The sequence below is a fragment of the Sphingobacterium sp. JB170 genome (assembly GCF_900163865.1).
In the GTDB taxonomy this organism is placed as follows: domain Bacteria; phylum Bacteroidota; class Bacteroidia; order Sphingobacteriales; family Sphingobacteriaceae; genus Sphingobacterium.
Genome location: NZ_FUKU01000027.1, coordinates 217,144 through 240,931, shown reverse-complemented (window position 1 = coordinate 240,931; position 23,788 = coordinate 217,144). Strand labels below are relative to the sequence as shown.

Here is a 23,788-nt window from a genome sequence, read left to right as displayed (position 1 = left end):
TTCGTATGCGTCTTCTGCGTTGTCAATAAGCTCGACGACGGTATTGACTTCTGGGTCCGAGAGGATAGCCTCAGGGTCAGTCGTGAATAATTCCACGGGGAGTGAACGTTTCTTCTCTGGATTTTTAATTACGAATTTCTTAATCTCCAGGTTTAAGTCTTTAGTTTTTATTATATCATAAAGCCCTTGCCCCACGACACCAAAGCCGAACATTCCTATTACTAATTTTTCACTCATTTTATATTATCCTATTTGTAAAAGTTCTTTAGTTTGTATATTTTCTTGCTTTAAAAAATTGCCTATTACTTCTGTTAAGGTCACAGTCTCAATTAAAAAACTGTCATGGCCGTAGCTTGAATCAAGTGCGTAATACACCGCATTGGGAATATTATTCGCGATGTATTCTTGCTCACTCGAGGGAAATAGCAAATCCGAAGGGGTGCCAATAACGAGTGTCTCCACATCTATTTCAGATAGTGTTTGTTGCATTGAAATTCTATTTCGCGAAAGATGGTGGCTATCCATGGCTTTCGTTAAATACCAATAACTATAAGCGTTGAACCTGCTCCCAAGCTTGTCACCTTGATAACGCTGATACGAGGAAGCTTTGTAATCATCTGTTACCTGCTGATCCGTTTCCTTTTGCGTTTTGGAATAAGTGTAATAATTGCGATAGGAGAGCAACGCAATACTTCGTGCAGCTTTTAGGCCTCGCATGCCTCCCAGATCATGCGAACTGTAAAAGGAGCTATCTGATTGAATAGCCATCCGTTGACTCTCATTAAATGCGATGGACCAAGGTGAAGCCTGCGCGGAGCACCCTATTACAATAAGTCGTCCGATTAGAATTGTCGAGGCAGCTGTCCATTCTAAAACTTGCTGTCCCCCTATTGAGCCGCCAATCAAAATGGCTATCTCGGTTATATCCAGAAAATCGGCCAACAATTGGTGTACGCGTACAATATCGCGAATGGTGAACTGCGGGAACGTATGGTAATACGGCTGCCCTGTAGTGGGGTTTATACTTAAGGGATTGGTCGTCCCGTAATGTGAGCCCAGCACATTTGCACAAACAATGTAATGATCCTTATCGTTGAAAAGCTCATTTTCTCCGAATAACCCGGGCCACCATTCGAACGCATTCGAATTGGCGGTCAGGGGATGACATACCCATACAACGTTGTCTTTTGCCGCATTTATCTTGCCGTATGTATGATAAGCTATCGTGAGCCCTTCAATACATTCACCGTTCTCTAGGATAAAATCGTCAGAAGACTTTAATTGTTTCACACTCATCTTTACAACCTCGAATATCTTCTAATTAATTTTATCAAATGCTTGTTGTAGATCGGCTTTGATATCGTCTATGTGTTCAATACCGACCGAAATGCGAAGTTCTCCAGGGAAAACTCCAGCACGTTTTTGGGCCTCCTCGCTAAGTTGTTGATGTGTGGTTGCGGCAGGATGTATAATTAATGTTTTGGCATCACCTACGTTTGCTAAATGGCTAATTAAAGATAGCGAATCAATAAAATCGTTTGCTTTGGCAGCTCCACCCTTTAGGGTAAATGATAATACCGCGCCGTAGCCATTTTTTAAATATTTTTGCGCGTTTTGATGCGAAGGGTGGCTCTTCAACCCTGGATAACTAACCTTTTCAACTTGGGGGTGCGATTCTAACCACTGTGCAATTTCCAATGTGTTGTCAACGTGGCGCTGTACGCGAAGGGATAATGTTTCAAGCCCTTGAACGAGTAAAAAGGAGTTGAATGGAGAAAGGGCAGGGCCGAAGTCGCGAAGACCTTCAACACGTACACGAATGGCAAATTGTATATTGCCAAATGGACTATCCGGGCCAAAAACCTCTGAAAATACGAGGCCGTGGTAACCTTCCGAGGGCTCGGAGAATTGCTTGAACTTTCCATTTCCCCAGTTGTAATTACCGCCATCTATGATAACACCACCAATGCTAGTGCCGTGTCCACCAATCCATTTGGTGGCGGATTCAACAACAACATGCGCGCCGTGCTCCAAAGGCTTAAAAAGATAGCCTCCGGCTCCAAAGGTATTATCAACGATTAAAGGCAGATCGTGTTTTTTAGCTACTGCAGCAACTTTCTCAAAATCAGGAATGATATAACTCGGGTTTCCAATAGTTTCGATAAAGATTGCTTTTGTATTTTCATCGATTAATTCTTCCATTTTATCTGGCTCTCCGTTGTGGGCGAATCGAGCTTCGATGCCCAGACGTTTGAACGAGACTTTAAATTGATTGTATGTCCCGCCATATAAATTTGAAGCTGCAATAAAATTTTCACCACTTTCGACAATATTTGTCAATGCTAAAAATTGTGCAGCTTGACCTGAAGCGACAGCCACCGCCGCAACACCGCCTTCAAGAGATGCAATTCGCTTTTCAAATACATCCGTTGTAGGGTTCATAATTCTCGTGTATATGTTACCAAATTGCTTTAAGGCAAAAAGATTCGCACCATGTTCGGCATTGTCGAATACAAAAGAGGTTGTTTGGTAAATTGGTAATGCTCTGGATCCGGTAGTTGGGTCTACTTCTTGGCCGGCGTGTACTTGTAGGGTCTCAAATTTTAGATTCGTATTGTTTGACATAATTGAAATGTTTTAGTTTTAAAAATTGATGAATACTCCGGTGAGTCGTAAAAAGTCGTTTATAATAACGTGATTTGGAGGAGTCGTATCCAATACATCGCAAACGACTATCGCATTCGAAAGAAGCACTCCCGTGTGGAACTGACAATCATATGCCCGATGAAATTATTAATAAATACTCTTTGAATAGCTGTCATTGTCTTATTATTTATATTTTCCTAAGCAATATTGCCTTGGACAGGAATTGGCACCTTTTCAATCGTTATTGAAGGTTGCCAGCGGGTCATAGAGCCAGTCTCTCGCCACTTCTTTATAAACCAAGACCAACCGAAGGAAGGTGTTGATTAGTTTGATCGTGTATTAGATGATCAATGGACAAATATAATTGAAATTTTAGAAATAGCAAATAATAGCTTGAAATTAAGAGAAGACGTTAGGAAGACTTTTAAGGGCAGTGAGTGAGACTAATAGACAAAGAAACACCGAAACGGTGCTTCTTTGTGGTGCCAGCTGGATTCGAACCAGCGACACAAGGATTTTCAGTCCTTTGCTCTACCAACTGAGCTATGGCACCTTAAGTTTTTGATTTAAATCTGTTACTTTCAGATTTTTGAGTGGTGCCAGCTGGATTCGAACCAGCGACACAAGGATTTTCAGTCCTTTGCTCTACCAACTGAGCTATGGCACCTTAAGTTTTTGATTTAAATCTGTTACTTTCAGATTTTTGTGTGGTGCCAGCTGGGTTCGAACCAGCGACACAAGGATTTTCAGTCCTTTGCTCTACCAACTGAGCTATGGCACCGCACTACAAGGTATATCCCTTTGTTGCGTTGCAAATCTAGGTTCTTTTTTTGAAATCTAAAACTTTTGTATCATTTATTTTTGTTGATATTTTCAACTAATTGATTCTTATTGAGATAAAATTACACGAAATAAACACTGTAAATTCGCAAATAAGCTATCTTTGCACTTCACAAATTTATTATGAGTAAAAAAGGTAGAGTTTTAGTCGCAATGAGTGGGGGAGTGGATAGTTCGGTTGCGGCAGTCATGTTGCACGAGCAGGGTTATGATGTCATTGGCATAACGATGAAAACTTGGGACTATGCTTCCGCGGGAGGTTCTTCGAAAGAAACTGGTTGTTGCAGTCTTGACAGCATTAACGATGCTCGCGCTTTAGCAGTAGGGTATGGGTTCCCTCACTATATTTTGGATATACGAGACGAATTTGGCGATTACGTCATCGACAATTTTGTCGATGAATATATTGCAGGGCGTACACCAAACCCCTGTGTGTTGTGTAATACGCATATTAAATGGTCTGCATTGATGAAAAGAGCGGATAAATTGGATTGCGAGTTTATTGCTACTGGGCATTATGCGAATATTCGGGTACATGATAATGGACGTTATGTCATTTCCAAAGGGCGTGATGAGAATAAAGATCAATCCTATGTCTTATGGGGAGTGTCTCAAGAGAATTTAGCCCGTACGCAATTTCCACTGGGTAATTTTGCAAAGTCTGAAATTCGTCAAATGGCCCTTGATATGGGGCAGGAGGAATTAGCAAAAAAATCTGAAAGTTATGAGATTTGTTTTGTTCCAGACAACGATTATCGTGCGTTTCTGCGTAATAAACGGCCTACACTTGATCAAGAGATTGGTCCCGGTAATTTCATTTTGTCCGACGGCACTGTCGTTGGTCAACATAAAGGGTACCCTTACTTTACGATTGGCCAACGCAAAGGGCTCGGTATTGCACTGGGTAAACCTATGTTCGTCATAGAAATCCTTCCGGAAAGCAATTCAGTCGTACTCGGTGAAGAACACGAGCTGGAAAAAAGCCAAGCATTTGTACGGGATGTGAATTTAATAAAATATGCTTCATTGGAACAATCTAAAGAAGCGGTGACAAAAATTCGGTATAAAGACGCGGGGGCACAATCCACATTAACCCCAAAAGATGGCAACATTATTCAGGTCGACTTTACGCACAATGTTAAAGGAATTGCACCAGGTCAATCTGCTGTCTTCTACGAAGGCGATGACTTGTTAGGTGGCGGCTTTTTGATGAAATAGGAGCTTTGTTGGTTAAGAATACGTGGATACATATATCAAAAGGAGAGGGACGTTTCGTCCCTCTCCTTTATTATAATTAGAAAATAATTTCAACGATTAGAGTTTGTTGATTTCTTGCGCTAAGTCAATAATCTTGTTGGAGTAACCCCACTCGTTATCATACCATGAAACTACTTTTACAAAATTGTCGTTAAGGGAAATACCAGCGTTTGCGTCAAAAATTGAAGTACGCTCGTCACCTAAGAAGTCTGTAGAAACAACTGCGTCTTCAGTATACCCTAAAATTCCTTTTAGTTCACCTTCTGAAGCATCTTTCATCACCTTTTTGATTTCTTCGTATGAAGCACCTTTATCTAAACGCACTGTCAAATCTACAACAGATACATCTGCAGTCGGTACGCGCATGGACATACCTGTTAATTTTCCTTTTAATTCAGGAAGAACTAATCCTACGGCTTTTGCAGCACCAGTAGAAGAAGGGATGATGTTTTGGTAAGCGCCACGTCCACCTCTCCAATCTTTTACGGATGGACCATCAACAGTTTTTTGTGTAGCTGTCACCGCGTGGATTGTAGTCATAAGACCTTCGGTAATACCAAAGTTATCATTCAATACTTTAGCAATCGGAGCTAAACAATTCGTTGTACAAGACGCGTTCGAAACGATCGTGTACTCCGCTTTAAGTTCTTTGTGGTTAACACCCATAACAAAAGTAGGGGTATCATCCTTTGCAGGAGCTGACATTACTACTTTTTTTGCACCAGCATCGATATGTTTTTGTGCAAGTTCCTTAGTCAAGAAAAAACCAGTTGATTCGATCACTACCTCTGCACCAACTTCATTCCATTTAAGGTTTGCAGGATCTTTTTCTGCTGTAACTCGAATAGTTTGACCATTAACGATAAGATTACCGTCTTTGACTTCTACCGTTCCATCGAACTTTCCGTGTGTTGAATCGTATTGAAGCATATACGCTAAATAATCAGGTTCAACTAAATCGTTAATTCCAACAATTTGAATATCATTTCGCTTAATTGCTGCTCTAAATGCTAGACGGCCGATACGACCGAATCCGTTAATTCCAATTTTCATTTTATTAATTTTTATTTATGTAATACTTTACTAAATTTTGTACTGGTTCTTTCACAATAGAACCAATGTGTAATCCATATTCTTGACCGATTTCGCGCAACCATTCCGCATAGTTACTTGCTACGGAGCCTGTAAAATTGAACTGGCAGTCTGGGTAGCTTTCGGTAAACGGTAGAAGGTATGTCTTAATATAAATATCCAATCCCTTTTTTATGTGCTGGGCAATATAGGGTTCCTCTCTATTTTCATAAATGAAATCAGCAAAACTTGTTAAAAAAAGATTTGGGTTCGGGTTATAATATACACGCTCCAAAACAATTCTTCTGTCGATCGAATGCTTATGTAAGAATTTTTCCCGCAGTCCGGTAGGCATATTCCCCGTGAGAAAATCTTTTAACAGTTGTTTACCTAGCCAATTTGTCGATCCTTCGTCGGCAAGAATATAGCCCAGTCCGTTGTTATTTCCTAAAACTTTCTTCCCCGTATAATAAGCGGCATTCGAACCACTTCCAATAATACCGATAACCCCTTTTTCATCTCCGAATGTGGAAATTGCAGATGCTAACACATCGTGGCTTGCTTTTACCTTTGCGTTTTTGAAAAACTGCATAAATACACGTTCGATCTTTTCTTGGCGCTCTGGCGAGGACACACCGGCTCCGAAAAAATAAATTTTTCGAATCTTTTCCGCATTATTAATTAAATGAGTGCTCTTGTTTAACAGCTGTAAAATGTAACGTTCGTCCTGAATGTAGGAATTTATGCCTGCAGTACGAAAGCCATGTAGAACACGGCGTTTGTCCGCGATTCTCCAATCTGCATATCTAGAACCACTAAATACAACTACAATCATAGAGATTATTAAATAGTCATTATTTTTGCAATCTCGACGAGATCTTCATTCAATTTGATTTCTTTCTTGCTTAAAGCTTCCTCAAGAGGTGTTGTTACAATCTCAGAACCACGAATTCCTATCGTGGAACGTGTATTGCCTTTTAGCAACTCATTTACCGCGGTATAGCCCATTCTAGTAGCTAAAACACGATCTGCGCTACTCGGAGAGCCTCCACGTTGCAAATGCCCTAATATACTAACTTTTATGTCAAAATTATCAAATTTTTCGTTCACGCGTTTAGCAACGTTGGAGGCGCCACCGTTTTTATCCCCCTCAGCGATGATGACAATCATCGACGATTTATTACGTCCAGCCGCATCCGACAGGAGTTCGATCAATTCATCGATTGCCGTATCTTTTTCCGGCAGTAAGATTGCTTCGGCTCCGCCTGCTATACCAGCATTTAGGGCGATACACCCAGAGTCACGTCCCATGACTTCAACAAAAAATATCCGATTGTGGGAAGCTGCCGTATCTCTAATCTTATCTATTGCTTCTATAACGGTATTATTCGCCGTATCGTATCCGATCGTTAGGTCCGTGCCATTTAGGTCGTTATCTATCGTACCGGGTATACACATGACTGGGATATCATGTTCCCGCGAAAACAGCTCGGCACCTGTAAAGGTTCCATCCCCACCGATAGCAACTAACGCATCGATCCCGGCATTTTTTAAGTTTTCATAGGCTTTTGCACGACCCTCTACGGTTTTGAACTCCATGCAACGTGCCGTTTTTAAGATTGTACCACCTTGTTGGATAATAGAACTTACAGAATCACTCTTCATGTCAAACACCGTATTGTCGATCATGCCTTGGTATCCATGATATATACCAGTTACTTCTTTGTTGTTGTATAGGCTCGTTCTTACAACTGCGCGGATAGCAGCATTCATCCCGGGAGCATCCCCGCCTGAAGTAAAAACCCCGATTCTTTTTATTTCTCTCACTCGATTACTCATTTTAGGTTTTACGAATATAGTGTGTATTTTTTACACTATTAAATTTTTTTTTGCTTTTTTTGGATTATTGTGATATAATTGAAGTAGATTGTGTCCAATCACGATAATCAAATTCGCACTTAAATTAATAATTATTTTGCAAAGCCATTTCACGATTGACTGTGTCATTTATAGTTTTACCGAAGGCAAACTTCATGTCTTACTTAATGAACGTAACGAATATCCTTACAAAGATTGGTGGGCACTTCCCGGTTTTTTTGTAGAAAAGGATGAAGAAATGGAAGACGCGGTAAAAAGGATATTATATGAACATACCGGTCTGAAAGATATATTTATGGAGCAACTTGGTGCTTTTGCGGGCGTGAAACGACATCCCCAAGGAAGAATTATGACGGTTGCATTTTCGACCATCGTCAAGTATAACGACGTGAAATCGAAGATCAAGCCGACTACGACTTATATGAGACAAGCGCGATGGTTTCCCATCGACCAATTACCAGAACTTGCGTTTGATCATGCTCAAATTATCCAAAAAAGTTTACAGAATTTAAAATATAGCCTCAACTATTCTACGGCTATATATGAGCTCTTGCCAGAGAAATTTACATTAACGCAATTGCAGCAAGTTTATGAAGCCGTTTTAGGGAGTGCACTGGACAAGAGGAATTTCAGGAAGAAAATAGCCAACACAGGCTTCCTTAAAGAGCTACCCGAAGTTCAAAAAGGAGTTTCTTATCGCGCGGCTCGACTCTATAAATTTGACCGGCGCAAATTTCAAAAGCAGCTCGGTATTGATTAAAACCTAAATTTTCTGGTTCTTTTGCATTTTATGACAATAAAGTTACAATTTATGTGATTTTATTTCATTAAGAGTGTAATGTTTTTGTACTTTTGAACGTTTTATGAGAATAGTCAAAAAGTAAGAAGGTAAAATGGACACTAGAAAAGATCAAATTATTCAAGCTTCCTTAAAAAGATTTTCACATTTTGGTTTTAATAAAACCACAATGAGCGAGATCGCTTTGGATTTGAATATCACAAAAGCTAATCTCTATTATTACTATGCTGATAAAAATGCATTGATAAAAGATGTGTTGATGTTTATTCACGAACAGATTACCGAACGGCAATCGGAAATTATTGAAAGCTACGACGGGAACTTGATGGATATTCTTGATCGGTTACTCGAACTTCGGGCCGATTTTCTGCGGGAGTATTATATACTTCATATCAATGAAAACTTAGAGTGGATCAAAGGTGATGGCGTCGGGACGATAATCCGCCGGGTGCATATCGCTGACGTTAATTCGACGATAGACCTATTTAAGCGCGCGGTGGACCATGGGGAGATTATACTCGACGAGATCGAAGCGCTTGCAAACTGTTTTGTAGAGATTGTGATCGGTCTTAGCTTAATTAGAAGTATCGGAGATATGCTTTCTGGGATTCCAAACTCGGTTAACGTGGACAGTATCTTAGCGAGTCAGAAGTTAGCAACTCGGTTCATCTTTTCCAATAAATTAATTAGTAAAAATTCGTAAAAACAGATAATCTTTTCAAAAATGAAAGTTAAATTTTTGAGTGTTTTAACAGCCGGCACGTTATTTTTTGTGGGACATGCCCAGGGGCAAGAAACGTTAACCCTACAGCAAGCAGCTAAGTTTGCCCTAGAGAATAAAGCGGAAGCCAAAAAGTCTAAATTGGATATTGAAAATGCGCAATATATGATCGATGAAGTTCGAGCCGGAGCATTACCCCAAGTAAGTGGTTCAGGTAGTTTGACCTACAATCCATTAATTCAGGAGAACGCAATTACGATGACTACTGAAACAGGAGAGACCACTACGACGCTCTTGAAGTTTGGTCAACCATGGCAGGGAACAGCTAATTTGGAAGTGAGCCAGCAGATATTTAATCAATCACTTTTTACGGGTTTGAAGGCTGCGCGTACGACACGCGAATTTTATCAAATTAATAATCAGTTGTCTGATGAACAGCTTATTGAAAAAGTAGCGAATGCGTACTATGAAGTATATCAATCACAACTTCAGCTTCAAACTCTTGAGGATAATTTAGAAAATACACAAAAAACACAGCGGGTGCTGAAAGGAATGGTAGAAGCTGGGTTAATGAAGAAAATCGACCTCGACCGTACTGAAGTTGCGGTAAATAATTTAATTGCGCAAAAGCAGCAATTACTCAATGCGCTCGAACTAAGGGAAAACGCGTTGAAGTTTGCGATCGGGATGGATATTACTCAGGATATACAGTTTCCTGAAGAAACCTTTGAAGTGAATCCTGCTATATCATTAGAAACTAATGATTTATCGACCAGGACAGAAGTAGCTGTTTTACAAAAGCAGATCGAACTTTTAGAACTCAACAAGAAGTCCATGGTAGCCGCGTACTATCCTTCACTATCATTTACAGGCAATTTGGGCTATACAGGTTTCGGGGAATCTTTACCAATTTTTAATAGTGATGCAAACACTTCTGTTTTTTCGGCTATAGGTTTAAATTTAACAATTCCGATTTTTAATGGTGGTCAGACAAAATCGAAAATTAACCAAGCTGAAATTGAAATCAAGAAGGCGAAAATAGACTTTGACGACACGAGACTTGCGCTGGATTTAGCGAGTGAGAATGCAAAAGCACAGATCAAAAACAGCATTTTGACTGTCGATGCAAACCGGCGTAATGTCGCGCTGGCTAAAGAAGTATTAGCAGATACTCAAAACAACTACCGAAATGGCCTAGCAACTTTAACAGACTTGCTAGATGGGGAAAACGCATATGCAGATGCACAGAATAATCTAAACACGTCGCTATTAAACTATAAAGTTGCAGAAATTCAACTTATTAAATCGAACGGAAATTTAAAATCTTTAGTAAACGAATAACTAACTATATATGAAACGTCTGATAATTACAGTACTTATTGTTGCTGCTGCTCTGGCAGGTATCTTTTATATTTTGGATAGAAACAAGACGAAAAATGAGGAACAAACGGCTGTCGTTGCCATAGAGAACTCATCGGTCGCTGTTCGCGTCGATTCCGCCGGCATTCGAAAAGTAAATGCCCAATATGTTACAAATGGTGTTTTTGCACCGAAGCAAGAGGTTATTTTAGCCGCTGAAGCTGCAGGGAAAGTGACCCGTGTATTGGTGGATGAGGGGGCATTTGTTCGTGCGGGGCAAACACTAGCGATAGTGGATGGTGATAAACAAAATGTTAACGTCGCTAACATGAAAGCGACTTACGAAAATGCAAAGGCCGAAGTCGATCGCTTTGAGAACGCTTATTCTACTGGCGGGGTAACCAAGCAACAATTGGATCAGGTTAAGTTACAACTTGAGAATGCGAGTAATAATCTCAAAACGGCACAGATTTCTGCGGGCGATGTGAATGTTTCCGCTTCATTTGCAGGGATTGTCAACCGGCGGAGTATTGAACCGGGTAGTTACGTAAGCCCGGGAACAGAAATGTTCGAAATTGTCAATGTGTCTACATTAAAACTTATGGTCAATGTAGATGAGAAGAATATAGGTTTCTTATCGCTTGGACAAACCGTTAGAGTAGAATCAGCTGTGCTTTCTGATAGAGAATTTAATGGCGTTATTACTTTCATAGCACCTAAAGCTGATGGTGGTTTAAACTTTCCGGTTGAGTTAGAAATTAACAACAACTCAAACAACGATTTGCGCGCGGGTATGTATGGTTCAGCCTATTTTGGTAGCGACCGAGAGATTAAAGCAATGGTGGTGCCACGCAGCGCATTCGTAGGTAGTGTCAGTTCTAACAACATATTTGTTGTAGTTGACGGGAAAGCCATTCTTAAAACGGTGGTATCCGGACGAAGCTTTGGAGACGACGTTGAAATTGTATCCGGTGTTCAAGAAAACGAAGTGGTGATTACTTCCGGTCAAATAAATCTAGTTGACGGAACACCTGTGAAAATTATTAAGTAAAATATTGAATTCTAATAGATGAAAATATCTGAAATATCCATAAAGAGACCAAGTATAATTATAGTACTGTTTATTATTCTTACGCTTGGTGGTATCTTTTCGTACACCCAAATGGGGTACGAGTTGATTCCAAAATTCGAAGTGAATGTGATTAGCGTGCAGACAGTTTACCCTGGCGCTGCACCCTCAGAAGTAGAAACCTCGGTGACGAAAGTTATTGAGGATGCAGTTGCGTCGCTCGAGAATGTAAAAAAAATTGAGTCCAAATCTATGGAATCCGCTTCTGTGGTAAGTATCACCCTGAATACGGGCGCGGACGTAAACTTTTTGCTCACCGATGCGCAGCGAAAAATCAACGCAGTCATCAACGAGTTACCCGATGATGCGGAAACGCCGGCCCTTTCTAAATTTTCAATCGATGATATCGCTATAATGAATTTATCGGTAACATCGAACCTAACAGAAAAGGATCTTTACGATTTGTTGGATCAAAAAATTCAACCTGTTTTCGCCCGTATAAATGGTGTTGCAAAAGTTGATATGGTTGGCGGGGAAGAACGCGAAATTCAAGTTAGCGCCGACCCAGAGAAACTAGAAGGCTACGGCTTAACAATTGTACAAGTGCAACAGACGATTGCTGCATCCAATTTAGATTTCCCGACAGGAAATGTGAAGACCCGAGATAATCAAACGACACTTCGACTCTCGGGGAAATTCACTTCTATCGAGCAACTTCGTAACCTGCCATTGACGACACCATCCGGTGCTCACATACGTCTTCGTGATGTTGCAGACGTTCAAGATGGTATTAAAGACGTGGAAAAGATCTCTCGTATCGATCGTTCCAATACGATTATGATGCAAGTGTTCAAACAATCCGATGCGAACGCTGTGGAGGTTTCGGAATTTGTCCACCGTACGATGGAGACTGTGGAGCGAGATTACGCGCAGCAAGGGATAAAAATCCAAATTGCCAATGACACCACCGAGTATACGTTAACGGCAGCGAATAATGTTGTGCATGATTTAATGATTGCAATTGCTTTGGTAGCATTCATTATGTTGTTCTTTTTGCACAGTGTGCGTGATGCGTTTATTGCAGTAGTAGCTATTCCCTTATCATTGGTAGCAACATTTATCTTTTTGAATTTATTGGGATACACTTTGAACTTAATGTCGTTGTTAGGACTTTCTCTTGTTGTGGGGATTCTGGTCGATGACGCAATTGTGGTAATTGAGAATATTCACCGTCACATGGAAATGGGGAAGAATAAAGTCCGGGCCGCGTTTGATGGAGCGAAGGAAATTGGTTTTACCGTGTCTGCAATTACGTTGGTAATTGTAGTTGTATTTCTTCCTATCGCACTATCATCTGGTTTCGTGTCTGATATCTTGCGTCAGTTTTGTGTAACAGTGATGGTTTCGACCTTACTCTCACTTTTGGTGTCGTTTACGGTGGTACCGTGGATGTACTCGCGTATGGGTAAACTTTCGCATATCGACAAAGACACCATCTTTGGACGCATATTATATGGTTTTGAAGCAGGTTTAACGAAATTAACGGACGGAATTTCTGGTTTGTTGAAATGGTCATTGAAAACTAGGTTAAACAAAGTGATAACATTGCTTATATCGATCGTACTGCTCGTACTATCCTTTATGCTAGTGGGTAAAGGGTATATCGGTAGTGATTTCTTTCCGGCAAATGATAAAGGGGAGTTTTATCTTCAAATCGAGATGAACAAAGATGCTTCTCTGGAGCAAACGAACTTTATGACCCAACGAGCAGAAGCGATATTGTCGAAAAAACCGGAAATCGAACGGTTAATTACCACCGTTGGGCAGGCCTCCGACGGTACCTTCAACACTTCGGGTACAAAATATAAGTCGGAAATCCATATTATTTTGCAAGAAGGGTATTACAAGACCGAGCCAACGAAAGTCTATTCCGCGAAATTGAAGCGTGAGATGGAAGGTCTTTTAGTGGGAGCAAAAATAAAAACGGTGAATATGGGTATCATGGGGGCAGAGCAAGCGCCTTTGAGCCTCACTGTAATTGGTTCCTCTCAGGAGGATGCTTTAGAGACTGCGCGAGAGTTTGAAGAATTGTTAAACAAAGTGCCCGGCGCGACGGAGGTAAAATTAACTTCTGAAGATGGTAATCCCGAAATTTCGGTTCAAGTTGATAGGGATAAGATGAATTCCCTCGGGCTTGATGTGGCAACCGTCGGGGTGACCATGCAAACGGCGTTCTCAGGTAATACGGACACTAAATTCCGTGCTGGAGATACCGAATATGATATCAATATTCGATTTGAAGAAGGCGGAAGAGGAAGCATCGAAGACGTGCAGGCGTTGAAATTTGTAAATAGCGCAGGTCGGACATTACGACTGGATCAGTTTGCGAATGTAGCCTTCGCCTCAGGGCCAAGTTTGCTCGAGCGAAGAGATAAGTCACCGTCCGTTTCGGTGCAAGCACAAGTTGTTGGCCGTCCAACAGGTACGGTTGCTGCCGAGTGGCAAACTGAATTCGAAAAAGTACAGTTGAAACCTGGAGTGTCCTTTAAATGGGGCGGAAATATGGAAAACCAAGAAGAAGGTTTCGGGACCTTAGGGGTTGCCCTTCTAGCATCGATTCTACTTGTATATCTGGTGATGGTCGCTCTATACGATAACTTTGTAACGCCATTTGTGGTATTATTTTCGATACCCTTGTCATTTATTGGGGCACTGCTCGCTCTTGCGCTGACGAATCAAACGTTGAATATTTTTACAATCTTGGGTATTATCATGCTGATAGGATTAGTTGCTAAAAATGCGATTATGCTTGTTGACTTTGCGAATCATCAAAAAGACAATGGGGCGAATACTTTTGACGCTTTGGTGGCCGCTAACCACGCTCGTTTCCGTCCTATTTTGATGACGACGATTGCGATGGTTATTGGGATGCTTCCAATCGCTTTGGCTACTGGTGATGGTGCAGACATGAATAGAGGATTAGCCATTGTAATTATGGGGGGGCTGCTATCCTCGCTCTTTCTTACGCTTGTCGTTGTGCCCGTCGTATATTCGATTTTCGACGGCCTATCTAGACGATTTGGCAGTGGTAAGAAGACTGATTATAACGCGTTAATAGTAGCTGACTACGAAGAAAATGAAGACTATGTAGACGAAATGGCTATTAAACAATAGGTAATATTTTACCCCATAGCTATAATGCCAGTATCTTACCGATGCTGGCATTTTTTGTTCTCCGGAGTAGTTGAGCACGATATTTGCTGGATTATTCGTGTATAAACTTAATAGTCAATATTTTATAGAAATTAAGGTATTGAATTCTTAGTAACCCTTAAAAATGGAGGTAATATGAACTTGGTCCAAAAAGTTGAGCATTGGGGTGATAAGCATCATCCGCGCTGGATTGATATCGTGCGCATTGCACTCGGTATCATAATATTTGCAAAAGGAGTGGGGTTTGTCAATGATCGAGCGGCAGTAGCGGAATTATTTCGAGAAACAAATTTTCAACTATCTATTTGGTCGGCCGTTCATTACGTGGTGTTTGCCCACCTAGTCGGTGGACTTTTTATGATCTTGGGATTGAAAACTCGATTAGCTGTTCTGTTGCAGATCCCTATTCTCATAGGTGCCGTATTTTTTGTCAATATCACCAATGGGTTTAGCTTTTTAAACTCTGAATTCTGGCTCTCACTCGTTGTGTTAGTTTTGTTGTTCGTTTATTTGGTTATGGGGTCCGGAAAGTATTCCCTCGATCATTTAATGGATAAACCCGGCTATGAGCGTTCCATATAGTTGAAAATTTTAACGAAAAAAAAGAAAGGTGCAGTTTTTAATTGCACCTTCTTTGTTCATGTCGTCCGTTTAGGTTACCATATTTTTATACGATCTTCCTTGGTTTTGAACAGTTTATCACCATCTTTAATATTGAACGCTTCGTGGAAAGCATCCATATTAATAATTGGTGCTACTGCCCGATATTGTGCAGGAGAGTGGGGGTCTGTTTTTACTTGATTTACAACAAACTCATCCGTTGTTTTTGTTCTCCAAATTGTAGCCCATGAAAGGAAGAACCGCTGTTCTGGCGAAAACCCGTCGATTAAACCGGGGTTACCTTTATCTTTTAGGTACATTTGTAAAGCGTCAAATGCGATAGATGATCCGCCAAGATCACCAATGTTTTCGCCTAACGTAAATCTACCGTTAACGAATACTCCCGGAACAGGCTGATACGCTTCGAACTGCGCGACTAACGAATTTGCTGCGGCATCAAATTTTTCTTTATCTTCCGAAGTCCACCAGTTGTTTAAGTTCCCGTTGCCATCGTACTGCGAACCCGAATCATCAAATCCATGGGAAAGTTCGTGCCCTATTACAGCCCCAATACCGCCAAAGTTTACCGCTGCATCCGCTTTATAATCGTAAAACGGCACTTGAAGGATTGCGGCAGGAAATACAATTTCGTTAAATAATGGACTGTAATATGCATTGACAGTTTGTGGAGTCATTCCCCACTCTGATTTATCGACCGGTTTTCCTTGTTTTTCAAGGTTCTTTTGGAATGACCAGAGTTGAAGTTGTTTTACATTCTCAAATAGCGAGTTGCCTACTTCCAATTTGGAATAATCTTTCCATTTATCCGGGTAGCCAATTTTTACTTTGAATTTTGACAGTTTATCCAGTGCTTTGGTTTTGGTGTCAGTGGACATCCAGTCAAGTTGGGTTATATGCTTGTTGAAAGATTTTACAAGATATTGCACCATTTCTTCGCATGCCGCTTTCGCTTCGGGTGGGAAATTTTCTTCCACATATAGCTTACCGATGAGTTCACCCGCAGAGCTGTTCACAAATTCCAATCCTCGCTTGTCCAAACTGCGCTGCTCTTTCTGCCCGCGGAGGGTACGTCCGTAAAAATCGAAGGACAGTTCATCCAAATCTTTTGTCAAATAACCCGTCGCGCTGTTCATAACATTGTACTTCAAAAACTCCTTGATTTGTGGGAGTTTTTCCGTGTTAATGATCTTGTCGAGGTTTTGGTAGTATTTTAACTCGCCGATAATCACTGTGTCGGCCGTGAAACCCAGTTCCTTAATATATTTTGCAACATCAATGTTTTTCACAAGGGACCCTAAATCTTTTACAGCGACCGGGTTGTAGCGCTTTTGCGCGTCGCGAGATTCTTCGATTGTTTTCAGGTACGATGCTAATTCCTTTTCGAATGCGACTATCTTTGGTCCTTTTAGGTCACGTGTACGTTGATCGATAGTACTGTATAACGTGGAAACAAAGCTCGCATATTGTCCTAAAGTTTCCGTGTTTTTCTCATCGATTTTCTGGTAGTAGGAGCGTCCTAATCCCAAATCTCCACCGCCTAGGTAAACAGCGTTTATATCGCTGTTTTTCATGTGTGCGTATACGTATGCGCCGAAAAATGGGTTGCCACCGGTCGGCCCTACTTCGAGGAGGTAATCATAGAGGTCTTGAATATTTTTGATGCCATCTATCTTCTCTAAATCTAATTTAATAGGTGTTATCCCTAGTGTATTACGTGTATCGAAGTCTATAAAAGATTTATATAGGTCGGCGATTTTTTGACCGTCAGATCCGTTTTCATGCGTATTGTCTAGTGATTCTTTTAGAATTTTAAGCACAGCCTCGTCGGTATGTTCACGTAGTTCATCGAATGACCCCCAGCGTGCTTTATCGGAAGGGATCTCAACTGTCTTCATCCAGTTACCGTTAACATAATTATAGAAGTCATCTTGTGCTCGGACAGTAGTGTCCATATATGACAAGTTAATTGCGGCGTGTTCTTGCGCAACTAAACAACCTCCTGTAGCCGCTATAAGCGCGGCGCTAGCAAGAAATTTTTTCATACAAATAGTTTTTATGTTCTTTATGCAAACATAGTAATTCTGTTTGTAAAAAAATCACGATTATCTTCCAACAAAGTCTAATAATAAGTAATTTTCGCGATGATTTGGAATGTAGATGGCTACGAGGTTGAGGTACTAATTACGGGTGGATTGGATGTGCAGGTGTGTCGATGGGACAACTCGAATAAGATTATCTACGTACCCGGTGCGATGTCGAATGATGAAGTGAGATGGACAATTCGGAATATCCAACAAAAAGGGGGGCACGCGCCTCACCAGAAGTATTATGCAGAATTGGATATTTTCGGCAGGGTATGGCCGGTAATATTACGAAAAGGAACTGGGAAATCTTATTTATCCGGTAATATGATATTCTGCTTTACAAACAGAAGTGTCATTTCAAATAATTTTAAAATGCATTTGAAACAGCAGCTACTTGATCAGCTCCTCCTGTTCTATGTGAGTACATGGGAAGATCGGCTTGATAAATTAGTTCCGCAGATTGGATTTCGCAAACAAGATCGCCATCCCTTTATAATCGATAAAAAAGCGAGCCGTATCTCTTTTGATAAGCGTTTGCATAGATTTGAACTTATGTATATTGAATATTGCGTTTTTGATGCATTAACTTTGTACTTTGGAATCGATGAATCGCAAAAGCAATCTTATGAAATCAAATATTTCACATCTGCAAAAGCGATACAAAAAACATTAGCATATGAGTACAGGTAATCCGATAGAAATAAAAATTGTTATGCCCCAATTTGTGTTTGAAAATATGCAGAATACCCCCAGCAGATTATTAGATTTAATAGGGCACGCACAGCTAGATTGTATAAAATCAAATATTATTGATGCACTTTCTGATCGCGAAGGTGGTCCAGCGGTTGTCAATATGCGTGTGACGAAATTTGAATACGATGATGAACGATATGCCGGGATTTTTCGTTTGCACTTTATGATTAGTCGGCAATTTTGCTGTTCAGATACGGTGGCTGCAATTGATGATTATATTGATTTTAAGTATGAATACCAGAATGAAATAATGACAGCCCAAGGTGTTTTCTTTCAATGGATCATTGATAATTAGCGATTTATCAGCCAATAATTTAAGTAGCGGTTTAGCGATGAAAAAGCTAACCATATTGGTTAGCCTCGTCTCAAAAATTTGGTGAGGATTACGATCGTCTGGCCTTCGATCTTTCCTTCAATTTGCTCATTGTTATCTTGAACCAAACGTATGTTCTTGACTACAGTTCCTAGTTTTGCCGAAAGGGATGAACCTTTTATCTCGAGCGTTTTTACGAGTACCACAGTGTCACCTTCATAAAGACGCGTTCCGTTGCTATCGTAGTGAAAATTGACCGTGCTGTCTTGTTCGTGGTCACCCGTTTTCTTTGCCCACGCTAGGTTATTCTCGTCGAGGTAAAGAATATCAAGACTGTCTGCGGCCCAACTTTCGTTCCGAAGCCGACTTAACATACGCCATGCAACAACCTGTACCGATGGATACTCGGACCACATAGTCTCACTCAAGCCGCGCCAGTGATCAACATTTAATTGTTCTTTTTTTTCAATTTGATCCAGACATGTTTGACATGCTAAAACGGCATTGTCCACGGAATCTAGGTCAGAAGGTGGTACCGCATAGACCGACAGATCGTCGGGAGAAGTACATAGCTCGCAGGAATTGCCGCTACGTTTAACTAATTCTTGTTCTATAGACATCTACTTAAATTTTGAGGCGAAGTTACAACTTATATTTACCAAATATTTGTCAAAGTTATGTAATATGCTGTTAAAAATTAGTATTATTGATTAATAAAAACTAAAAGCTATGAAATGGCAAGGCGGACGCAGAAGCGGAAATCTGCAAGATAGACGAGGTATGAGTGGAGGACAAAAGTTGACTCTAGGTGGGGTTGGCGGGGTAATCGTACTGATCGTTGGATTTTTGTTAGGTGGGGACCCTTCGGAATTGCTAAATCAAATGCAACAGGGCCAAGCAGGTGGTGCACCCACGCAAACGGGGACTTATGAGTCGACACCTGAAGAGGATCGGCTTCTTGAATTTGCCGACGTAGTGTTAGCGAGTACCGAAGATGTCTGGGGAGCGGTGTTTCAAGCGCAAGGACAGCAATATCCAGCGACAAAATTAACGGTATATACCGGAACAGAGGAAACAGGTGGTTGTGGAACGGGTCATTCTAGTTTCGGACCTTTTTATTGCCCCGGCGACCAAACGATCTATTTGGATTTGAGCTTCAATCAAGAACTGACGCAAAAACATGGTGCCACCGGTGAGTTTGCTTTGGCATATGTAATCGCGCACGAAGTAGGACACCATATCCAGAATATCGTTGGTGTACTGGAAAAGACCAACGCAATGCGCGCAAAGATGAGCGAAATTGAGTACAATAAAATATCGGTGATGACTGAGTTGCAGGCAGATTTCTACGCAGGGGTGTGGGCGCATCATGTGAACGAAGTTACGGACATTGAACTGACCTATGAAGATGTTTTAGACGGAATGCGTGCGGCTGCCGCGGTTGGGGACGATCACCTGCAAGAGCAAGCGTACGGTCAATCGAATCCAGAGACCTTCAGTCATGGTACATCGGAGCAGCGAGCAGCTTGGTTTAAGAAAGGGTATGAAACGGGCGATATAAATGCCGGAAACACGTTTGGAGATCCAAGCCTGAAGTAGATTTATTGTACCAATAGGTTGCAGCCGCGAATATCACTATTATCAAAACGCCCTAAAATTTCGAAACTGTCATCTGGACGATGCTTTCCTAAATCTTGAGTCGCGATAAAAGCACACGAATTGTAGTTTGCTAGGTCAATTACGTTTATTGCGCCAGTTTTTCCGTCCGCTAGATAGGTGAATGGGTCATTCGTATCGCGGATTCTTATTTTCATCCACTGGGGTGTTCTGAACACCCCCTGTCCGGTGGAATAACCTTGTGACAGCAGCTCGGTCATGCCATATTCGGAATGTATCTGCGACACGCCAAATCCCGTACATAAAATTTGATGGAGCTCGGGCCGAATCATTTCTTTTCTTTTTCCCTTCATTCCGCCTGTCTCCATGACGATCAATTCTGGGAAATTTAGGGTGTAGTTCTCACAGAAATCAAGTAGCGCATATGTTACGCCCATCAAGATTGTTTTCGTTCCTTTTTCGTGCAGCGCTAATAGTGTTTGATAAAGATCCTGGTGGTTATAAAGGAAGTAACCCGATTCCGATTGGTTACTTTGATGGATCAAGTCGTCCACCATGTAAATTAGTGAGGACCCTGATCTTTCTAAATAGGATGGGAGTAACGCTAAAATTGCAATATCTTGCGCATCGCCATAAAAGGTGCTAAAACATTTCTTGAAACTTTCCTCATACCAATTTAAGTCAGCTACTAAATGTTTACTTGTTAGGCTGCCCGTAGTTCCTGAACTGTGAAAGGTTATCTTTGGATCTTTAGACGAGCTATATACGGTTTGCGTTTTAAAAAATTCGATAGGGAGAAACGGAATTTCGTTTATTGTATGTACAGCTTCTACCCCCTTTTTTACATAGTCGGCGTATTGACGATAAATGTTGTTATGGGCATATTGGTGACGAAAAACATCCAAACACGTTCTTTCAAAATCAGCTTGACTTTCTATCGAGAATACTTGTTCCAGCATATTTGCAATATCTAAGGAATAGTTTGTGAATTGAACAGATGAGTCACGGATGTCATGAATCATCTATTCAATAGCGGATCAAAAATGTTTTTCGTCGATTGCCTCCGTATTAAAGCATGCCTCCGTCCACCGGAAGGACTTGGCCGTTAATATACGAAGACAAATCAGATGCTAAAAACACACAAGCATTCGCAATATCTTCGGGCTGACCAGCACGCTTCATCGGTATGTTTGCTTCCCAGCCGGCAACGACTTTTGGGTCTAAAACATCCGTCATTTCTGTACGGATAAAGCCGGGGGCTACAACGTTGGTCCGAATATTTCGCGAGCCTAGTTCTCGTGCCACGGATTTGGAAAAACCGATAATTCCTGCTTTGGATGCCGCATAGTTGGCTTGCCCAGCATTCCCTTGGATTCCCACGACTGAGCTCATATTGATGAATGATCCCTTGCGGTTCTTCATCATGTATTTCGATGCTGCTTTAGTGACGTTGAAAATAGATTTTAAGTTAACATTTAATACATCATCCCAATTTTCTTCCGTCATTCGCATCAGTAGACCGTCTTTAGTGATACCTGCATTATTAACAACGACATCGATGGTTCCGAATTCTGAAATAATATCTTCAATAAGCTTTTCAGCTTCAGTAAATTGCGAAGCATCGGAGCGATACCCTTTTATTTTCGTGCCAAAAGCCGTTAATTCTTGTTCGAGAGCCTGTCCTTTTTCTACAGACGATAAATAGGTGAATGCTACGTTAGCTCCTTGTTGGGCAAAAACTTCGGCAATTTTACGCCCGATCCCCTTCGAAGCTCCCGTAACAAGAGCGGTCTTACCTGCTAATAATTTCATTAATTTATGCGTTTTCCTTTTTCCAAATAATTTACAAAAATGTTAATAATTAGCCTAAAAACACAATTTATATTTTATTTGTAGCTAGATGATGATTTGTTGCAGGATGTTTCCCGTCTAATTAAACCCGCACAAAGAGTGAGAAATGGATAAAATCATATCATAATGAAAGAAATTTGACAATTTGATTCGGTTAAAACCGTTTTGAATGTTAATTTTGTACCAATCAAAATATCATGGGTAAAAAAACTAAAAAATCTGAAGTCGATGTTGTCTTGATCGGCGCAGGTATCATGAGTGCAACATTGGGGACTTTAATCAATGAACTCAATCCTGAGATTAATATAGAGATCATCGAACGCCTGGATGTAGTGGCAGCGGAGAGTTCAGACGCGTGGAATAACGCGGGAACAGGACATTCTGCGCTGTGTGAATTGAATTACACGCCCGAGCAGGCTGATGGAAGCGTTAAAATTACCAAGGCGATTAATATTGCAGAGCAATTTGAGGTTTCAAAACAGTTTTGGAGCTATTTAGTCCAAAAGAATATTCTCAAAAACCCTACCGAATTTATCCGTCAAGTACCGCACATGAGCGCTGTGTTCGGTGAGAAGGACGTAGCTTTTCTAAAAACCAGGCACCAGACGATGGTTAAGGAGAATCTCTTTAAAGACATGGAATTCACCCAAGATAAAGCAGTATTGAAAGAGTGGTTTCCATTAATGATGGACAATCGCCCAACGGATGATATGGTTGCTGCTACTCGAATGGATATTGGTACTGATGTGAATTTCGGGACCCTCACGCGGGACCTGATTAAACATCTACAAACAAAAGATAATATTAAGCTTTCCCTGAATCAAGAAGTTCGTGACATCGAACGTGACGATGATGGCCTGTGGGAAGTCGAAGTGAAAGATAGTGAAACAGGTGCGAAACGCGGGATTAAAGCAAAATTTGTTTTTATCGGTGCCGGCGGACATTCCTTACTGCTGTTAGAGAAATCCGGTATACCTGAAGCAAAAGGATATGGCGGTTTTCCGGTTGGCGGGCAGTGGCTACGTTGTACCAATGAAGAAATAATTAAACAGCATCATGCCAAAGTATACGGAAAGGCATCCGTTGGTGCACCTCCAATGTCTGTTCCGCATTTGGATACACGGTACATCGATGGTAAACAGTCATTATTGTTCGGGCCATATGCAGGTTTTTCAACGAAGTTCCTAAAGAAAGGTTCTTATTTCGATTTGCCAGCATCGATTAAATTGTCAAATATTCGTCCGCTGATTTCAGCTGGTTTGGACAACCTGGATTTGACGAAGTATCTAATTACTGAGGTGATGAAAAGCCCATCTGATAAGTTAGATGCCTTGAAGCAGTTTATGCCGACGGCTAAATTGGAAGATTGGGAAATCGAAGCTGCTGGACAACGCGTCCAAGTAATCAAGAAAGATCCGCAGCACGGTGGTATTCTTGAATTCGGAACGGAGGTGGTGTCAAGTGCCGATGGGAGTATCGCAGCCTTGCTAGGTGCCTCGCCGGGGGCTTCAACGTCCGTGCCTATTATGATAAATCTGTTGAAAAGATGTTTCCCTGAACGTGCGAAATCGGAGGAATATAGATTAAAGTTACGCGAGATGATTCCAACATGGGGAAGAGAATTGAATGACGATGAGACTTTATGTACAGAGGTTCGTCAACGTTCACATCAAGCGCTTAAGTTGATTTAGTTTTA

General features: G+C 41.0%; 20 protein-coding genes, 3 tRNA genes, 1 pseudogene and 1 riboswitch. Of the genes and pseudogenes, 11 read left to right on the top strand and 13 right to left on the bottom strand.

Features of this window, described 5'->3' with window-relative positions; genetic code table 11:
- From FM107_RS09010 to FM107_RS08985, 6 genes and pseudogenes are all read right to left on the bottom strand, one after another.
- A pseudogene (locus FM107_RS09010) lies at nt 1–237 on the bottom strand (homoserine dehydrogenase); the annotation flags it as partial.
- Nucleotides 238–243: 6 nt separating this feature from the next.
- Nucleotides 244–1,296 (bottom strand): homoserine O-acetyltransferase, encoded by a 1,053-nt coding sequence (gene metX, locus FM107_RS09005; protein ID WP_086948167.1) that lies wholly within the window; start codon nt 1,294–1,296, stop codon nt 244–246.
- Nucleotides 1,297–1,317: 21 nt separating this feature from the next.
- Nucleotides 1,318–2,625: an O-acetylhomoserine aminocarboxypropyltransferase/cysteine synthase family protein gene (locus tag FM107_RS09000; RefSeq protein WP_086948166.1), complete on the bottom strand. Its 1,308-nt coding sequence runs from the start codon at nt 2,623–2,625 to the stop codon at nt 1,318–1,320.
- Nucleotides 2,626–2,830: 205 nt separating this feature from the next.
- A riboswitch (SAM riboswitch) is annotated at nt 2,831–2,944 on the bottom strand.
- 182 nt (nt 2,945–3,126) lie between these two features.
- Nucleotides 3,127–3,199 (bottom strand) — tRNA-Phe (locus tag FM107_RS08995).
- Nucleotides 3,200–3,240: 41 nt separating this feature from the next.
- Nucleotides 3,241–3,313: transfer RNA gene (locus tag FM107_RS08990), tRNA-Phe, on the bottom strand.
- A 41-nt stretch (nt 3,314–3,354) separates the two neighbouring features.
- Nucleotides 3,355–3,427 (bottom strand) — tRNA-Phe (locus tag FM107_RS08985).
- 182 nt (nt 3,428–3,609) lie between these two features.
- Between FM107_RS08985 and mnmA the strand changes: the two genes are divergently transcribed.
- Nucleotides 3,610–4,704: a tRNA 2-thiouridine(34) synthase MnmA gene (gene mnmA, locus FM107_RS08980; protein WP_086948165.1), complete on the top strand. Its 1,095-nt coding sequence runs from the start codon at nt 3,610–3,612 to the stop codon at nt 4,702–4,704.
- 96 nt (nt 4,705–4,800) lie between these two features.
- Here mnmA and gap read toward each other — a convergent pair whose 3' ends face one another.
- The 3 genes from gap to pfkA are packed head-to-tail and all read right to left on the bottom strand — an operon-like array spanning nt 4,801 to nt 7,653.
- Nucleotides 4,801–5,796 (bottom strand): type I glyceraldehyde-3-phosphate dehydrogenase, encoded by a 996-nt coding sequence (gene gap / locus FM107_RS08975; RefSeq protein ID WP_179204446.1) that lies wholly within the window; start codon nt 5,794–5,796, stop codon nt 4,801–4,803.
- Nucleotides 5,797–5,800: 4 nt separating this feature from the next.
- Nucleotides 5,801–6,649 (bottom strand): hypothetical protein, encoded by an 849-nt coding sequence (locus tag FM107_RS08970; protein ID WP_086948163.1) that lies wholly within the window; start codon nt 6,647–6,649, stop codon nt 5,801–5,803.
- A gap of 8 nt (nt 6,650–6,657) precedes the next feature.
- On the bottom strand, nt 6,658–7,653 hold the full coding sequence (pfkA, locus tag FM107_RS08965; protein WP_086948162.1) for a 6-phosphofructokinase: 996 nt from the start codon (nt 7,651–7,653) through the stop codon (nt 6,658–6,660).
- Nucleotides 7,654–7,789: 136 nt separating this feature from the next.
- Between pfkA and FM107_RS08960 the strand changes: the two genes are divergently transcribed.
- From FM107_RS08960 to FM107_RS08935, 6 genes are all read left to right on the top strand, one after another.
- The gene (locus tag FM107_RS08960) at nt 7,790–8,452 is read left to right on the top strand and encodes an NUDIX domain-containing protein (RefSeq protein ID WP_086948189.1); all 663 of its coding nucleotides are present in this window, start codon (nt 7,790–7,792) and stop codon (nt 8,450–8,452) included.
- 133 nt (nt 8,453–8,585) lie between these two features.
- Nucleotides 8,586–9,194, top strand: coding sequence for a TetR/AcrR family transcriptional regulator (locus FM107_RS08955; RefSeq protein WP_086948161.1), 609 nt, complete (start codon nt 8,586–8,588; stop codon nt 9,192–9,194).
- Between the two features lie 21 nt (nt 9,195–9,215).
- Entirely contained in the window at nt 9,216–10,553 is a 1,338-nt protein-coding gene (locus FM107_RS08950) for a TolC family protein (protein ID WP_086948160.1), read from the top strand.
- A gap of 10 nt (nt 10,554–10,563) precedes the next feature.
- On the top strand, nt 10,564–11,622 hold the full coding sequence (locus tag FM107_RS08945) for an efflux RND transporter periplasmic adaptor subunit (protein WP_086948159.1): 1,059 nt from the start codon (nt 10,564–10,566) through the stop codon (nt 11,620–11,622).
- Nucleotides 11,623–11,640: 18 nt separating this feature from the next.
- Nucleotides 11,641–14,814, top strand: coding sequence for an efflux RND transporter permease subunit (locus FM107_RS08940; protein WP_086948158.1), 3,174 nt, complete (start codon nt 11,641–11,643; stop codon nt 14,812–14,814).
- 174 nt (nt 14,815–14,988) lie between these two features.
- Nucleotides 14,989–15,435, top strand: coding sequence for a DoxX family protein (locus FM107_RS08935; protein ID WP_086948157.1), 447 nt, complete (start codon nt 14,989–14,991; stop codon nt 15,433–15,435).
- A 74-nt stretch (nt 15,436–15,509) separates the two neighbouring features.
- Here FM107_RS08935 and FM107_RS08930 read toward each other — a convergent pair whose 3' ends face one another.
- Complete coding sequence (locus tag FM107_RS08930) at nt 15,510–17,516, bottom strand: M13 family metallopeptidase (protein WP_086948156.1); 2,007 nt, start codon at nt 17,514–17,516, stop codon at nt 15,510–15,512.
- Nucleotides 17,517–17,615: 99 nt separating this feature from the next.
- Here FM107_RS08930 and FM107_RS08925 point away from each other — a divergent pair, with 99 nt between their 5' ends.
- Complete coding sequence (locus tag FM107_RS08925; RefSeq protein WP_086948155.1) at nt 17,616–18,248, top strand: hypothetical protein; 633 nt, start codon at nt 17,616–17,618, stop codon at nt 18,246–18,248.
- A complete protein-coding gene (locus FM107_RS08920; protein ID WP_086948154.1) occupies nt 18,235–18,606 on the top strand; it encodes a hypothetical protein in 372 nt (123 codons plus the stop codon). The genes FM107_RS08925 and FM107_RS08920 overlap by 14 nt, the downstream gene beginning before the upstream one ends.
- 59 nt (nt 18,607–18,665) lie before the next feature.
- On the opposite strand, the gene FM107_RS08915 is transcribed toward FM107_RS08920, so the two are convergent.
- Nucleotides 18,666–19,244, bottom strand: a complete 579-nt coding sequence (locus FM107_RS08915) for an alkylphosphonate utilization protein (RefSeq protein ID WP_086948153.1) — start codon at nt 19,242–19,244, stop codon at nt 18,666–18,668.
- A gap of 109 nt (nt 19,245–19,353) precedes the next feature.
- Between FM107_RS08915 and FM107_RS08910 the strand changes: the two genes are divergently transcribed.
- A complete protein-coding gene (locus FM107_RS08910; RefSeq protein ID WP_086948152.1) occupies nt 19,354–20,223 on the top strand; it encodes a neutral zinc metallopeptidase in 870 nt (289 codons plus the stop codon).
- A 2-nt stretch (nt 20,224–20,225) separates the two neighbouring features.
- Here the strand turns inward: FM107_RS08910 and FM107_RS08905 are convergent, their stop codons facing one another.
- Entirely contained in the window at nt 20,226–21,200 is a 975-nt protein-coding gene (locus FM107_RS08905) for an acyl transferase (protein ID WP_086948188.1), read from the bottom strand.
- 109 nt (nt 21,201–21,309) lie between these two features.
- Complete coding sequence (fabG, locus tag FM107_RS08900) at nt 21,310–22,053, bottom strand: 3-oxoacyl-[acyl-carrier-protein] reductase (RefSeq protein ID WP_086948151.1); 744 nt, start codon at nt 22,051–22,053, stop codon at nt 21,310–21,312.
- Between the two features lie 236 nt (nt 22,054–22,289).
- Between fabG and FM107_RS08895 the strand changes: the two genes are divergently transcribed.
- Complete coding sequence (locus FM107_RS08895) at nt 22,290–23,783, top strand: malate:quinone oxidoreductase (RefSeq protein ID WP_086948150.1); 1,494 nt, start codon at nt 22,290–22,292, stop codon at nt 23,781–23,783.
- Nucleotides 23,784–23,788 lie beyond the last annotated feature (5 nt).